15 protein-coding genes are annotated in these 15,203 nt (G+C 40.1%); 10 read left to right on the top strand and 5 right to left on the bottom strand.

Annotation, left to right across the window (positions count from 1 at the left end):
* Positions 1-106: 106 nt before the first annotated feature.
* From NQT65_RS14440 to queG, 4 genes are all read left to right on the top strand, one after another.
* A complete protein-coding gene (locus NQT65_RS14440) occupies positions 107-973 on the top strand; it encodes a DMT family transporter (RefSeq protein ID WP_054982831.1) in 867 nt (288 codons plus the stop codon).
* The gene (locus NQT65_RS14435) at positions 970-1,671 is read left to right on the top strand and encodes a glycerophosphodiester phosphodiesterase (protein WP_055252750.1); all 702 of its coding nucleotides are present in this window, start codon (positions 970-972) and stop codon (positions 1,669-1,671) included. The genes NQT65_RS14440 and NQT65_RS14435 overlap by 4 nt, the downstream gene beginning before the upstream one ends.
* 313 nt (positions 1,672-1,984) lie before the next feature.
* Positions 1,985-3,202 carry a methyl-accepting chemotaxis protein gene (locus tag NQT65_RS14430; protein ID WP_256851435.1) on the top strand — a complete coding sequence of 406 codons (1,218 nt, stop codon included), beginning with the start codon at positions 1,985-1,987 and terminating at the stop codon, positions 3,200-3,202.
* Between the two features lie 111 nt (positions 3,203-3,313).
* On the top strand, positions 3,314-4,453 hold the full coding sequence (gene queG / locus NQT65_RS14425) for a tRNA epoxyqueuosine(34) reductase QueG (protein ID WP_276537867.1): 1,140 nt from the start codon (positions 3,314-3,316) through the stop codon (positions 4,451-4,453).
* Between the two features lie 30 nt (positions 4,454-4,483).
* Here the strand turns inward: queG and NQT65_RS14420 are convergent, their stop codons facing one another.
* From NQT65_RS14420 to NQT65_RS14410, 3 genes are all read right to left on the bottom strand, one after another.
* Complete coding sequence (locus NQT65_RS14420) at positions 4,484-5,611, bottom strand: response regulator (protein WP_024033288.1); 1,128 nt, start codon at positions 5,609-5,611, stop codon at positions 4,484-4,486.
* Positions 5,612-5,660: 49 nt separating this feature from the next.
* On the bottom strand, positions 5,661-7,652 hold the full coding sequence (locus NQT65_RS14415) for a sensor histidine kinase (RefSeq protein WP_126008164.1): 1,992 nt from the start codon (positions 7,650-7,652) through the stop codon (positions 5,661-5,663).
* Positions 7,653-7,762: 110 nt separating this feature from the next.
* A complete protein-coding gene (locus tag NQT65_RS14410) occupies positions 7,763-8,254 on the bottom strand; it encodes a GNAT family N-acetyltransferase (RefSeq protein ID WP_126008166.1) in 492 nt (163 codons plus the stop codon).
* 82 nt (positions 8,255-8,336) lie between these two features.
* Between NQT65_RS14410 and NQT65_RS14405 the strand changes: the two genes are divergently transcribed.
* The 6 genes from NQT65_RS14405 (at position 8,337) to NQT65_RS14380 (ending at position 13,828) form a co-directional block, all read left to right on the top strand.
* Positions 8,337-8,909, top strand: a complete 573-nt coding sequence (locus NQT65_RS14405) for a glutathione peroxidase (RefSeq protein ID WP_004589433.1) — start codon at positions 8,337-8,339, stop codon at positions 8,907-8,909.
* 79 nt (positions 8,910-8,988) lie between these two features.
* Positions 8,989-9,270, top strand: a complete 282-nt coding sequence (locus tag NQT65_RS14400) for a peptidylprolyl isomerase (protein ID WP_004589432.1) — start codon at positions 8,989-8,991, stop codon at positions 9,268-9,270.
* A gap of 55 nt (positions 9,271-9,325) precedes the next feature.
* A complete protein-coding gene (locus tag NQT65_RS14395) occupies positions 9,326-9,904 on the top strand; it encodes a glutathione S-transferase family protein (RefSeq protein ID WP_256851433.1) in 579 nt (192 codons plus the stop codon).
* A gap of 17 nt (positions 9,905-9,921) precedes the next feature.
* The gene (locus NQT65_RS14390) at positions 9,922-10,272 is read left to right on the top strand and encodes a DUF2750 domain-containing protein (protein WP_004589430.1); all 351 of its coding nucleotides are present in this window, start codon (positions 9,922-9,924) and stop codon (positions 10,270-10,272) included.
* A gap of 153 nt (positions 10,273-10,425) precedes the next feature.
* Positions 10,426-11,106: a site-specific integrase gene (locus NQT65_RS14385; RefSeq protein ID WP_256851432.1), complete on the top strand. Its 681-nt coding sequence runs from the start codon at positions 10,426-10,428 to the stop codon at positions 11,104-11,106.
* A 148-nt stretch (positions 11,107-11,254) separates the two neighbouring features.
* Positions 11,255-13,828, top strand: a complete 2,574-nt coding sequence (locus tag NQT65_RS14380) for a M1 family metallopeptidase (protein WP_256851431.1) — start codon at positions 11,255-11,257, stop codon at positions 13,826-13,828.
* Between the two features lie 65 nt (positions 13,829-13,893).
* Here NQT65_RS14380 and NQT65_RS14375 read toward each other — a convergent pair whose 3' ends face one another.
* Positions 13,894-14,259 carry a hypothetical protein gene (locus tag NQT65_RS14375; RefSeq protein WP_004589427.1) on the bottom strand — a complete coding sequence of 122 codons (366 nt, stop codon included), beginning with the start codon at positions 14,257-14,259 and terminating at the stop codon, positions 13,894-13,896.
* A 63-nt stretch (positions 14,260-14,322) separates the two neighbouring features.
* The gene (locus tag NQT65_RS14370) at positions 14,323-15,195 is read right to left on the bottom strand and encodes a TolB-like translocation protein (protein WP_126008172.1); all 873 of its coding nucleotides are present in this window, start codon (positions 15,193-15,195) and stop codon (positions 14,323-14,325) included.
* Positions 15,196-15,203 lie beyond the last annotated feature (8 nt).

The following is a 15,203-nucleotide window of genomic DNA, read 5'->3' as shown; positions in this document are numbered from 1 at the left end:
AGTGTGAAATGTCATTAACTTTGCTGACATTTGTCATGTTTTAAAAATTTCATCCTGTGAGTTCGCCCCCAGTGATAAGATAATAAAAAAAGGAGTTCTCATTTAAATGCAGCCACAACAGCAAAGCCTGATTTACTTACATATTGCCGTGTTACTTTTTGGGGGCACCGCCCTTTTTGCAAAGTTAATAGGGTTAAATGCAATTGATATTACGGTGTATCGTACCGCTATTGCTGGCATGGCAATTTTGGCTATGCTGTATTTTCAAAAAAAACAAATTAAGTTAAACAAACCAAAAGATTACCTCATTGCGTTATTTTTAGGTGTGGCAGTAGGCATGCATTGGGTTACTTACTTTGCAGGCATGCAAATGGCGGGCGTAACTGTGGGTATGCTGGCTTTTTTTAGCTACCCAGTAATGACGGTATTTTTAGAGCCCTTGTTTAATAAAAGCAGGCCCCAAGCAAAAGATATTATAAGCGCAGCTGTGGTTGTATTTGGTATATATTTACTCGTACCCAGCGCAAATTTAGGCGACGATGTAACCTTAGGGGTTATTATGGGTGTGGTTTCGGCTTTGTTTTTTTCGATTAGAAATATTACCCATAAGCGCTTTTTTAGCCAGTATGGCGGCCCACAAACCATGTTTTATCAAACCTTAGTGGCAAGTGTTATGCTTTGCGCATTTATTAAGGTCCCTGTGTATGAGGTGAGTAACCACGACCTTATTTTAATTGCTGTGGCAGGTATTATTTTTACCGCTACACCGCACTCGCTATTTGCAGCGAGTTTAAAGCACTTATCGGCAGCTACTGCGGGGTTAATTTCGTGCTTGCAGCCGCTTTACGGCACTTTGTTGGCTATTGTTATTATTCATGAGCGCCCAACGCTACTAACACTTATTGGCGGTGCACTTATAGTCAGTGCAGCCTGTTTTGAAACATGGTCTATTACTCAAAAGGCTAGAAAATGAAAATATTTGCGCACCGCGGGGCAAGCGGCAATTACCCAGAAAACACTAAAAGCGCTATTTTAGAAGCGTTAAATGTAGGGGTAGATGGTATTGAAGTTGATATTCAAAGTGCGCTTGATGACTATATGCTCATACACGACTCGTGGCTAGATAGAACCACCAGCGGGCACGGTAAAGTAAGCGACTTTACGGCGCAGCAACTTAGCCTGTTGGATGCCGGTAACGGCGAGCAAATCCCCACTCTACAGCAGTTACTTGATTGGAATAACAATAAAACATTACTCAATATAGAGCTTAAACATACCTTTGAGCTTGAAAAGTTTGCCACTATTTTAAACAACAATATTGCTAAAGGCGTTATTACTAAAGGTAATATTTTAGTGTCGTCGTTTGATCACCATCAAATTCATTGGCTTAAAAATAGGTTACCGTGGTTACACATTGGCGCGTTAACCTCATCAATTCCGTTAAATTATGCACAGTTTGCTCAACAGTTAAATGCGTATAGTGTTCATGTAGACAAAAGCTTTGTAAATAAAGCTTTTGTAGATGATGCCATAGCACGAGGCCTGCAAGTTTACGCCTACACCGTAGATAGGCCAGAAGACATGGATTTTATGCTTAAAATTGGGGTGCATGGTATTTTTACTAATTACCCCGCTCGTTCTAAAAAATATTTAGCAAACATTATTACTTGAGTTAACGGTAACTTAGTCGATAATCTAGCTAGGGCGTGATGATCTTTGCGGATTGAAATTTGTTCAATCTAGGGGCGATTAAATCGCGGCGCAAGGCTTGTAACCTAGTGGGCTAAGTAAAAACCGAGTAACAAAGAGTTTATCGCCCTTAGGCAGAACCCAAAGGGCAGCGCATGTTTGGCATTTATGCAGCGTTATCGCCTATTTATGGGGAATAACCACACTTCATAGGCTCTGCCTTGCCTAAAAGCCAAACATACTGCTGCAAATTCAACCATCAAAGGTCAACACGCCCTAGATGGGTAAGCAATAAATGAGTGGTGTAATGCAATTTTATAATTATATTGAGCAAACATTTTTTTATACGCTTACGCGTAAAATAGTGGGCAACTTAAGCTTTGTTTTTTTGTTTCAGGCCATTACGTTATTTTGGTTATATCAAAGCTTAAGCGAGCAGCACAGTACTAGCGCATTTTGGTTGTTAACCTTGGTTATTGTAGCGGGCTTTGCCTTTACTATTTTTTATATGCGCTATTTAATAGTGCGCCCTGTAAAAGCTATGTGCGACACTTTAGTAAACATAAACCAGCAAGAGGCTAATTTAGCCGCCAACTTACCGCAATTTTCTTTTGACGAATTTAAAGAACTAAGTACGCAATATAACTTATTTACTAACCACTTAAGTGATTTACTAAGTACAACTCACGCCAGCGCTAAAGCCAGCGAGCAAAGTAATGTTGATGTAAATACCGCTATGCAAAATACGCAGCAGTTAAGTGAGCAGCAAACTCAGCTAAGCCACAATATTATTAATGCGAGTAACCAAATAGTGCAAAGCCTAGAGGGCATAGTGAGCAATACCGACAGCGTGCATAGCGTTAACAGCGAGCACTTAGACTTTGTTAAGCATTCGTCGCAAGAGCTTGCAAGCTTAGTCGATAAAGTGTCGCTTATTGGTACCTTGCTGCAAAGATTTTCTAAAACGGTGTCTGGCCTTAAAGAAAACAGCGAAAACATTCGCAGCATTTTAAAAATGGTTGAGGAGTTTTCGGATCAAACTAATTTACTGGCACTAAACGCTGCCATTGAAGCGGCACGCGCTGGCGAAGCTGGCAGAGGGTTTGCGGTTGTTGCTGATGAAGTACGTACATTATCGGTAAAAGTAAGTGGCGCAACCCGACAAATAAGCGACTTTATTAACCAAATGAATGAGCTGGTTAACGAAACCAACCAAGAAAGTGAGCAGTTAATTAGCCACTCAAGTACCGCACAAAGCGCCATTAGTAATACCTCTGAAGGGTTTAAAACAATGCTAAGCGAGTTTGAACAAAACCAACAGCAGTTACAGCAAATAGCAGATGCGGTGCATACGCTAGAGCAAGCGCAGCAGCACACTCACCAATCGGTAGAGCAAATTGTTACCTTAGGCGAGCAAGCTAAAAGCGCTATTGATCATGCGCTAAGTAATAGCCAGCAATCACATGCACTTAGCCAGCAAACACAACAGCAATTAAAGCGCTTTGTGCAATAAGCAATTACAAAACAAAAGCTGAGCGCTGTATTGCCTTAATATTTTAACTGGCAACATTCAACAGCGCTTTATAAATATGGTAAATTACGCAGCTAATTATTTAAGTGTGTAATGTGTGTGAGTAACTCAACCCCCAAATACCAACAGCTAGCCAAAAATATTAAAGCCTGGGGCCAAGAACTCGGCTTTAGTGAGGTGGGTATTACCGATATTGACCTATCTAAACACGAAGCACAATTACAGCGCTGGTTAGATGCGGGCTACCATGGCTCCATGGATTATATGGCAGCCCACGGCATGAAACGCGCACGCCCTGCTGAACTAGTCCCTGGTACCCAGCGGGTTATTTCGGTAAAAATGAACTACCTGCCTCCTGATGCTAGTTTTGCCAAAACACTAAAAAACACTGAAAAAGCCTACATTAGCCGCTACGCATTAGGGCGTGACTATCACAAATTAATGCGCAACCGACTAAAAAAGCTGGGCCAAAAAATAGAGCAAGAAATTGGCGATTACGGTTTTAGGCCATTTGTAGACTCTGCGCCTGTGCTTGAGCGCCAGCTTGCTGAAAAGGCGGGATTGGGCTGGCGAGGTAAACACTCTTTATTAATAAACCAAGAAGCTGGGTCGTGGTTTTTTTTAGGTGAGCTTTTTGTTGATTTACCGCTGCCAATAGATAATGAAAACACGTTTGAAGGCTGCGGAAAATGTGTAGCTTGCATTACCCTTTGCCCAACAGGCGCAATTGTAGAGCCGTATGTGGTAGATGCACGCAAATGTATTTCGTACTTAACCATTGAGCACCAAGGGCCTATACCTGAGCAATACCGTGCATTATTGGGGAACCGAGTTTATGGCTGCGACGATTGCCAATTGGTTTGCCCATGGAACCGTTATGGTCAAATTACCGATGAGCAAGACTTTCATCCCCGTACGCAATTAAAAAACAAAGACTTACTTGAGCTATTTGCCTGGGACGAACCTACATTTTTAAAAAATACCGAAGGCAGCCCTATTCGCCGTATTGGTCACGAACGTTGGCTGCGTAATTTAGCGGTGGGTTTAGGCAATGCCGATTTTAGCCCTAGCATTATTAACGCTTTAGAAAGCAAACAAGAGTCTAGCTCGCAGCTAGTAAAAGAGCATATAGAGTGGGCGCTTGAGCAACAAAATAATAAACAACGAGAACAACTTCGTAAAACACAGCGCCTAATTAGAATTGTCGAAAAAGGCTTACCTCGTGATGCGTAAATCACTCTGGTAAGCCTTATTATGAGAGGTTTATTTTTTAAGTAACAAAGATAAATCTTGTTCAATTTCAGCAAAGGCGGCTTTAACTTGTTTAACCGACTCTTCTCTGGCAATTGAATTTTGAATAGTTTCGTCCACTTTTTTATAAATAAACACCTCTTGGTCTTCATCTAATCCCATTGTGGGTATGCGCACTTCTAAGTCTTCTTGTAATTGCTTGAATACTTTTTCGTTACTTTCTCGGTTTTCGTTTAGTAACCCAATTAAGCCATGAAACTTACTATGCACTGTGCTGGCTACATCATTTAGCTTTTGCTGCTGCGACTCAAGCATTTGCTTGGTCATAATTGCACGCAACTGCTGCTCAGTCACACTGACAATAAAGCAAACATGGTCACGAATACGCCCGTGTTTATCTGGGTCGTGATCTGGCATATTCAGAATTAACAAGCTAATCATCTCGTAGTTAACTAATATTCGGTGAGAAAACTCATGTAAGCGACCTTTGTTTTTAAGCATATCAAACAGCTCAATTACAATCGGCGAACACACTCCATTAAGGGCAAAGTGCTCTATTGTATCGCCATGTCTAAATTCAACATTACTCTGTAGGTCAAACGTTTGTAAGCAGTCTATTAAGGCTTTACCTAAATCTTGCGGATTATTAATAAAACCAATGTTTTCAATGTAATTAACTATTTGCCCCATTTCGCTACTGTTTGCCATAGCATTAAATGCCGTAGATGTTGCATCTTCTACTTGTTTTTCAAGGCTTTGTTTTTCTATTAATACTTGGTTTAAGTTTTTAAGTTTTGATTTAAGCTCATCATGCCCAAACGGTTTTACAATGTAATCCTCAGCACCGACTGAGTAACCTTCCATACGCTCTTCAACCGTTCCTCTAGCGGAAACAAACATAACAATTATATGCGCGGTATTCGGATTCGCCTTTAATGCTTTACACACTTCGTAGCCATTCATTTGCGGCATACTTACATCAAGTAAAATAACTTGGGGCATGTAGCCTTCAACCATGGCTAAACACTCAGGGCCGCTTGTGGCAACTTGTAATTCGAAATCAAGATCTTCTAAAATTTCTTCAATAATTTCAAGGTTGAAAGGTTCATCATCTACAGCAAGAATTTTAGTTAAGGCCATATTTTCATCATCCAATTAAATATCATTTAAACATTACTTACACATATAATTAGCTATCTTGCACTGCTAGCTTATCATCGGCTAAATGCTCATCTAAATCTATTTCTAGGGGTACCTGAATCCTAATTGTTGCACCACCATCGCTATTATTACTTGCCGTAATTTCGCCTTGATGAAGTGCTACAAACTCTCTACAAAGCGCAAGCCCTAAACCAGTACCACCAGCGCCACTGTTCGTTTTGCTGCTTTGTACAAATTTAGTAAACACGTGCTCTAATTCATCCTCAGGTATACCTATTCCATTGTCTATTACATCAATAATGGCGCTATCTTGATCAGCCATTAAGTTCACTTCAATACGACTTTTAGGTTCGCTAAATTTAAGTGCGTTACCTAACACATTGCGCAATAGCTGATTAATTTGCTCTTCATCACACTGCACAACCACTGGCCCGGGTTTTGAAAAAACAATTTCAATTTCTTTTTCCATAGCCGTACCAGAGACATCATCAATACTGGTTTTTATAATACTTTCTATATTGTATGGGCGTGGATTAAATGGAAATTTCCCCACATCCAATTTTGATAAATCAAGTAAGTTGTTTAATAACGACAGTAAACGCTCGCCGCTGCTTTCAATACGCGACAAGTACTTTAAAAGTTTATCTTTAGCAAAATCGCCCGCTTCTAACTTACTCAAACCAAATCGAGAAAAGCTTAATATAGAGTGCATAGGGGTGCGTAACTCGTGCGACATGTTAGCCAAAAATTCCGATTTACTTAAATTGGCAGCTTCGGCCACATTTTTAGCGTGCTCTAGCTGCGAAGTACGAGCTCGCACTTGCTCCTCAAGTAGGTCTTTGGCTTCAAGGAGTAATTCTTCTTTTTGTTTTAAGTGAGTTACATTTTTAAATATAACCGCCAACGCAATTTCGCCATGGTGGTCTATTTCGTTAAACGAGCCAACCAGCGGAATATACCCGCCGTCTGTTTTTTGCAAACGTAGGTCACTACTAAATTGGCGGTTACGATTGAGTGTGCTGATTTTATTTTTTATTTCAGCACTTGATTCCTCATCTAAAAATTCAAATACAGAAAAGCCCGCGAGTTTGTCAAAGGGTAGCTTAAACAGCCTTAAGCAGGCATCGTTTGCTTCTATTACTTTGCCGCTGCGCTCAAATAACATAATGGCGTCAGGCGTATTTTTATAAATAACTTGTAGTAGGCTGTCTTTTTCGATTAATGCATCAACGGTATCTTGTAAACGCTCAACTAACTCAGCGTTACGGCGTTTTAAAAGCTCTGTTTGCCACAATTTATGTACCGATTGCAGCAGTACGCTATCGGTTAGAGGCTTTATTAAAACATCTTCAACCCCTTTACGAATTGCCTCAATCATTGAAACTTGCTCAGGGCGTGCTGTAAACAATAAGCATCGGCAATCTGGCTGAGACATTTTAATAGCAGAAAAAATATTTAAACCGGTGCCATCTTCAAAGCTAAAATCGCTAATTAAAATATCTATACTGTTTTCATTAGCCACTGCCACCGCTTCGGTTGCGCTGGTTGCGGTTAGCGTTTTGATATGCGCCCCGACTAAATTACTTTTCATTTTTTCAAGGCGCTCAGGCATATGATCAACAAGTAAAATAGTGGGGAGTTTTAAAACGTGGCTAGAGCCAAGCTCTAAGAGGTTTTCGAGTAATGAGGTAATTTCTTTATTTGAAAAAAACGGATAAATAACCGTTGCATCTGGGACTAACTTATTAAGCTCGCTAAAGGCGCTAAGTTGCTCACCGCTTTCGGCTTTAGGGGCAAGTAATACACAGCGGTCTTGTGAGATTTTTTGAGCTAACGACTTTATTACTTCACACGGCACTCCGTAAGCACCAATTACCAAGTCATACTGGCTGGTGTTAGAGTATAAATCAATCATAGAGTAATGAACGAGCTCAGCCTCACAACCTATTAATTCTAGTAAAACTTTCACTCTCATTGCGATAACACTGCTGCTATCTACAATTAAAATTTTTCGACTCATTAAGCCACACTATCGTAAACACTTTATATGTTAATAGCGTAGCCTATAATTTCTTAGTTGGTATAGGTTGTTAGACTTAATTTTGATTTTTTTACCGATAAGCTCCACAACTATTTTGGTAGATGCTTACCGAATATTGTTAAACTGTAGCGTGTGTTATCCATTACCGCGATATGAGGCAACTCACCCCATACGCTAAAACCAAAGTGCTTGAATAACTTAATACTTGGTAAGTTGTGGCTAAATATAAAACCAAGCAATACATCAATTCCTAGCTGTTTAGCCTCTATTTGGGCAAACTGCATCAGCTTTTTGCCAAGCCCTTTGCCTTGCGCCGCTTTGGTAATATAAATGCTCATTTCGACGGTGCCATCGTATGCGGGGCGCCCATAAAACGATTTATAACTTAGCCAAGCAAGTACTTGGTCATTTTCGCAATAAACATAAATAGGCCGCTTATCGGTGTGGCTATTAAACCACTCACGTTTGCTCTGTACCGATACTTCTTCGGTATCGGCGGTCACCATACGAGAGGCGATCGTTTCGTTGTATATTGCGACAATGGCAGGTAAATCTTCTATAGTGGCTAAACGTGTAGTCATAACAGCTTAATATTGTTGATCACTTTTGTGCATATTAGCGTAAGATAGACTAGTCAAACAATTATAAATTTAGGCGTTGAGTATGTTAAAAAAAACGATACTAGGGCTCAGTATTTTTATTACGAGCTTAGCTGCCCAAGCAAATGACACGTTACCCAGCAAACAACAGCAGCAACAATGTGAAGACTTTACAAATGTAGAGATACGTAAGCTGCGCTCAAAAGAATCCTTAAACTTATGCCAATTTAAAAACCGCCCGTTGCTCATTGTAAATACGGCTAGCAATTGTGGTTTTACATCTCAATTTGAGGGCCTTGAAAAAGTACACCAACAATACAAAGACAAAGGTTTAGTGGTATTAGGTTTTCCATCTGATGATTTTTTTCAAGAGGAAAACGATGAAAAAGACATAGCAAAAGTGTGTTTTATTAATTACGGCGTTACTTTTACTATGTTTACTACCAGCGAAGTTCGCGGCAGTGATGCAAATCCAATATTTAAACACTTAAACGCGCAAACCAGCTCACCTAACTGGAACTTTTATAAATATTTAGTTTCAGCTGATCGCAAAACAATTAAACGCTTTAACAGTAAAGTAGCTCCCAATTCAAAAGAATTAATTGATGCAATTGAAAATACGCTACTCATCAATTAAGTTTATACTGGTACTGCGAGTTAAAACTAACTAGACTGGCTTTAATGGTTAAATACACCAACTTTAAACAGGAGATTTTATGGCAGTGGCAAGTGCAAGGCACATTTTAGTAGACAGCGAAGCAGAGTGCTTAGATTTAAAAGCTAAGATTGAACAAGGCGAAGACTTTGCAGAGCTTGCAAAAACATATTCAAACTGTCCTTCTGGTCAAGATGGCGGAGCACTTGGCGAGTTTGGCCCAGGTATGATGGTACCTGAGTTTGATAAAGTTGTATTTTCAGCGCCAATTAATCAAGTTCAAGGCCCTGTACAAACACAGTTTGGCTATCACTTACTAGAAGTGACAAGCCGCTCAGAATAACGTTGACTTATCGCAACACAAAAAGCCGCTTATGCGGCTTTTTTTAGGAGCAATTATGAAACTTATAGGATCTAACCCTTCTCCATTTGCGCGCAGAGTAAGAATGTGGGCAGCCCAAAACAATGTTGACTTAGCGCTAGTAAACCTAGATATTTTTTCTGATCAAGACCGCCCTACCTTAGCCAGTAACAACCCAGGAAGAAAAATACCGGTTTTAATTGATGGTGATTTAACGCTAAGCGATTCAACCATTATTTTACGTTACCTTATCGCCAAGGCTGGTAAAACACCACTAAGCTGGTCGCAAGAGCACCTACTTAATATTATTAACGCCTGTAACGACTCGTTAGTAGAATTAGCACTTAGCAGACGCTCAGGGTTTGATACTAACGACGATAAATTATTTTTTAATCTGCAAAACGAACGAATTGCTGAAACATTAAGCTATTTAAATAGTCATTTAAACGATGATGAATTTAAAGGCTGTGAATGCCTTAACATCAGTTTATACTGCCTACTTGATTGGATTTGCTTTCGTGAATTAACAGACTTTAGCCAACACGCTGCTTTAGTCAGTTTTTATAACGACTATGGCACGCGTCAAGCTGCAGTAAGCACCGATCCCAGACTCTAAACAAATAAGGTAAACACATGAGCGATATTGAAATTGAATCACAACTAGTTAGCTTTGTAGAAAAAGTACGTTTAAGCGAGCAAGTGTGGGCGTTAGGTGGCGACGACGGCGGCTTTGTAGTGTGCGAATCTAACCAGTTTGCCGAAACGGATGTACTGCTTTTATGGGAAAGCGAAGACGCAGCAAAAGCCCAATGTAAAGAAGAGTGGCAAGAATTTACGCCTGTAGAAATTAATTTAGATGAATTTTTAGATGAGTGGGTAGAAGATTTAAACGAAGACAGCGCATTAGTTGGTTTAAATTGGAATGACGACCAAGTGTGTGTAGAAATAGAGCCTGTTGGCTTAGCACGCGCACTTAGCGAATAACTGCCACTATAAATTAAATAGTGAATACAACACCTGCTTTTTAAGTGGGTGTTTTTGTTTTGTAGCTAAAAACATAAATACTAAAATCGATACTCGCATGTTTATCTGTTTTAAGTATAAAATATAACATGTCATTAATTTCAAGGGATTACGTTGAAAACCCATCTTGGCCGCCGCCCTTTTTCAGCAATGGAACTGCATACGCTTTATAACGGCTATATTTATGGCGACTTTAAAGTAGCAAGAGAGCAAGCAAAGCATTGGCATTTTTGGTTGCCTTTAATTGCCTATTACAGTGGCGCATATAGCGATGAAATTGGCTGCTTAACGCTTGACGATCTTGAGCTTAAAAATGGCATTTTATGTTTTAATTTTCATACTAATGGAAAAATAAAAGCGCGCTTGGTTCCGGTGCATCAAGCCTTAATTGATGCGGGGCTTAACGACTTTATTGCCTTTGTTAAAGCACATAAACACACACGTTTGATGTTTGATTTACCGGCTAAGTCTGGCCGTTACAGCGAAAAAGTACGCATTTGGTTTACTGGTGAAGGTGAGCGTGCGGGTTATTTGCAAAAATGTGCCATTCCCACTGTAGATCAACTCGGTATGAAAACCGCCATAAGTAGCCTACGACTTAATTTTGAGCAACAAGTACGTATTTACGCATTACAGGCTTATTCAAAAGACGCCTTTAATTATTTAATGGGGTTTAACGAATACCCCAATGATAAATTTGACGATACCGCCTTACTAAACAACGTTATACAGCAAATTCGCACCATTAACCCACAGCTGCATTGGCAGCGCTTTAAGCAGCGCCAGAGCCACTGACACTATTTGTTACTATTTTAAATCCAAGCAGCCACTTTATTAAATTACTCTCATAAAAAAAACTGCTAGGATATCTAAATCTCAATTTTTAAGGGCATAGAAATGCCTGTTTGAGTCAGTTTCTAACAACAACAATCTAGGGATCACTATGTTTTTAAAAAGCCTATTAACAGTAAGTGTTGCTTTAGCAATGACTACTGCCAACGCTAACGAGTTCGTTATCGAAAAGCTTGCTAAACCAAGTTCACAAAAGGTGTCGTTAACACTCGACCCAAGCCAAGACACCTTTACAGGGATGACAGAAATAGCCCTAGAAGTGTTAAAACCCACTCATTACATTGAACTTAACGGCGTGGCTTACGCTGTTAAAATGGCGCAGTTACTAGGCGATGAAAACTGCGACTTAAATAACGAAATGCTAAAAACAGAAAAAGTAAAATTTAGCTGTGATGAGCAAATTCAACCGGGTAAGTACACCCTAAAAATAGATTTTTCTGCGCCGTATAACCGCCAAAGTGTAGGCTTATACAAAACAATTGATCAGGGCACACCTTATTTATTTACTCAGTTTGAAATGAGTGATGCACGCCGTGCATTTCCGGTATTTGATGAACCAAGTTATAAGATACCGTTTCAGTTAACGATTACAGCGCCAACGTCTCAAAAGGTTTATGCCAATACGCCACAGCTTAAAACCACAGTTAACGGCGAGTTGACAACGCATTACTTTGATAAAACGCCACCTATTCCTTCTTATTTAGTGGCTATGGCCGTGGGCCCTTTTGAAGAGCTTGAAATAAAAGACATGCCAATTCCAGGGCGTGTTATTACCCCGCAGGGTAAAATACATTTAGCTGATTACGCAAAAGAGAACATGCCAAAAGTACTTGCTGCACTTGAGGCGTATTTTGGTATTCCTTATATTTATAAAAAGCTCGATTCGGTAGCAGTACCCGAGTTTCCTTTTGGCGCAATGGAAAACTCAGGCCTAGTAACCTACCGCGAAGATATATTACTGGTTGATTTAGCAGCCGCTACACGCAGTAAAAAACAGCGCAATGTGTCGATTATTGCTCACGAGCTTGCCCATCAATGGTACGGTAACTTAGTTACCATGAAGTGGTGGAACGACTTATGGTTAAACGAAGCATTTGCCAGCTGGATGGCGGCAAAGATTACTAAGCAGCTTAATCCAGAATTTGAATCTCACCTCGATTTACCACAAAACAACGTAATGGCATTAGATGCTCGCTTAAGCACTAAGCCTATTCGTAAACCGATTAAAACCGAAGCCGATATTATGGATGGTTTAGGGCTTGCCTACAGTAAAGGCAGCGCAGTACTGGCTATGGTTGAAAACTGGATTGGTGAAGACGCATTCCAAAAAGGGATTCAAAGTTACTTAAAAAAATTCTCGTATAAAAACGCCGAAGCAGCCGATTTATGGGAAGCGCTAGGTAATGCTTCTAATAAAGATGTTGCGAGTGTTTTAAAATCATTTATTGAACAGTCTTCTTTTCCGCTTGTAGATGTAAAACAAGACGGTAAAAAAATTACTATATCGCAAAGTCGCTTTGCTAATGCTGGTGTAGATGCACCCGCACAGCTTTGGAATGTCCCTGTTGGAATAAAATATGGCGCTGGTGATAAAGTAAAAACTGCGAGTATTTTACTCAATAAGCAAAGCCAAACCCTAACACTTGATTTTGAGCCACAGTGGATTTATCCCGATGAAGGGGCGCTAGGTTATTACCGCTGGGTAATGGACGATGCGCAATTTGATTCACTAATAAAACATGCTCCGCAAGCACTTAATGATCGTGAGCGCTTAGCGCTGCTCTCTGCCACTGATGCACTACTTGATGCGGGTGTAATATCGGCGGCTAAGTTAATGCAAACCTTAGAAGTATTTGTGAGCGATGATCACCCTCGTGTTGCAAATACAGCGCTGGGCTACTTGGTATCGCAAAAAAATACCTTTAAAGATGAAAGCAACGAAGCGTTATGGCCTGAGTTTATTCGCAGTGCAGTAATGCCTGCAGCTAAAAAATACTCACTTGAAGCACAAGCTGGCGAAGACGGTGCAGTATCGCAACTACGTGCGGGTGTTGTGTCCTTGCTTGGTTTTGATGGTGAAGATCAACGTGTGATCAGCAAAGCAAAAGAGCAAACGCAAGTATACTTAAACGATCCGCAAAAAGTGGATCCGTATTTAGCAGCTACCTACTTAAAACTTGCCGCCTATAATGGGGATAAAGCCTTGCTTGATCAACTTAAGGCAACCTTTAAAACCACTAAAGATCCACAAGTACGCACTAACATGCTGGCAGCAATGGGCTTTATGGGTAAAGCGCAGTTACAAAATCAGGTATTAGCTTACACCTTAACCGACGAAGTCACCGCGTCTGATATGCGCACTATTTTAGCGGGTCAAAGTTATAGCGAGCCACGCCAAGCACTATTTATTGAGTGGATATACAACAATTACGACAAGGTAACACAAAGCTTACCGCCGTTTTTTGTGCCTAACTTACCGTACTTTACAACCGCGCGTTGTGATGAACAAAGTTTAGCAACCACGCAAGCATTCTTTAAAGATAAAATTGAAGAAACACCGGGCTACGCGCGTACACTAAGCAAGCTTGAAGAAAGTACCCATGACTGTATTGCGCTTAAAAAGCGTGAACTGGCATCAGTTAATGACTTTTTAAAAAGCAAGTAAGCTTAATTAAAAGTAAATATGCATAATTAAAAAAGCCGTTGAGTTATTCACTCAGCGGCTTTTATTTACCCGTTAATAATCTGTGTTAGCTTGGCAATAAAGTCTTTTGCTGCTTGCTCTGAGTTAATTTTAAAGGCCACACCATAGTGAATCGGCTGCGCACTTTTGTGAATACGTGTAGGAAAGCGTGTCATCTCGCTACTATGAAAATAACCTTGTACTCGTGTTACCTCATCAATTGTTGCAAAATCATCGCTAAACACCTCAAAGGCTGGGCGAATAATTATTTTGCCTTTACCCGCTTCGCTGTGGGTATAAATTGCTTCTTTAGAATTTGCTAACATGTACTCAGCAATGTTTTTAATTTTAAAGTTACTTCTGCACTTTAACTGAATGAGCTGCTCTGTTAACTCATCTGCACTATAAGCCACGTGGTGATCCCTTTAATGTTTAATTGTGCATTACATTAGCCTATACGCGCTGCAAAGTCCGAATTATTTTACATCGCATACAAAGGCAAGTTTGTCGTTTTTATAACTCATTCGCGTTATGTTTGTCTCGCAATATGGGCTTAAGTTAAGCCATTGAGAAACCTCATCGCTGCCACTTAAATTACGCATATATACACGGTTTTTAACCGCATAAGCCACTGTATTAGCATCTTTTAAAATAAAGTCTTGTACTTGCTCTGGCAATCTAAGTAAATCTTCTACCTGTTTAGATTGCGGGTTAAAGCTTGCTAAAATATGCTGATCATTTTTTGTGTAGCTAAATAAAAATGTTGCGGTTTTACTGTTATAAATAAGCGTGCGCCCTATGTTACTTGCTACCACCTCGCCTTTTGCCGCAGCAACCGAAGTATATTGCAATGTATGTGGCTCACCTAAAATAAACATCACTAAGTCGCTTTGAGCGCCCCAGGCGTGGTAGCCAACAGGTTCAATCCAATCAAAAATACGGCTTGGTGCTTGCTCAGTATCGAGTGGGTATTGCCATAGCTTTTGTTTGCTATCTTGCTCTACCACAATGGCCGATAAACTTTGTTTTGAGGGCATAACAGTGGGCGAATATTCGCTCACTGGCGTATTTGTTATGTTGCTTACTTGCTTGGTTGCTAGGTCATAATAGGCAATATCGGTTTGACTTTGCTCGCTTGAAATAACTTCATGGGTGAAATAAATACCCTGGTTTGTTAAATAAGGTTGGTTGTTATAGCTGTTTTTGTCGCTCACTATACTCACTTGCATACCGTAGGGTGTATTTAAATCAGCAAGTAATATTTGGCTTTTAGGCATGCTAGCCTGCGCTGTAGCAAGGCTTAGCGCCGCTAAAGAGACTAGCCCAAGCCATGGTTTAATAAGTTTCATGCTTTCTC

The sequence above is a fragment of the Pseudoalteromonas agarivorans genome (assembly GCF_024518735.1).
GTDB lineage: Bacteria > Pseudomonadota > Gammaproteobacteria > Enterobacterales > Alteromonadaceae > Pseudoalteromonas > Pseudoalteromonas atlantica.
Note: the sequence above shows the minus strand (reverse complement) of the source record. Positions and strands in the feature narration are given on the sequence as shown.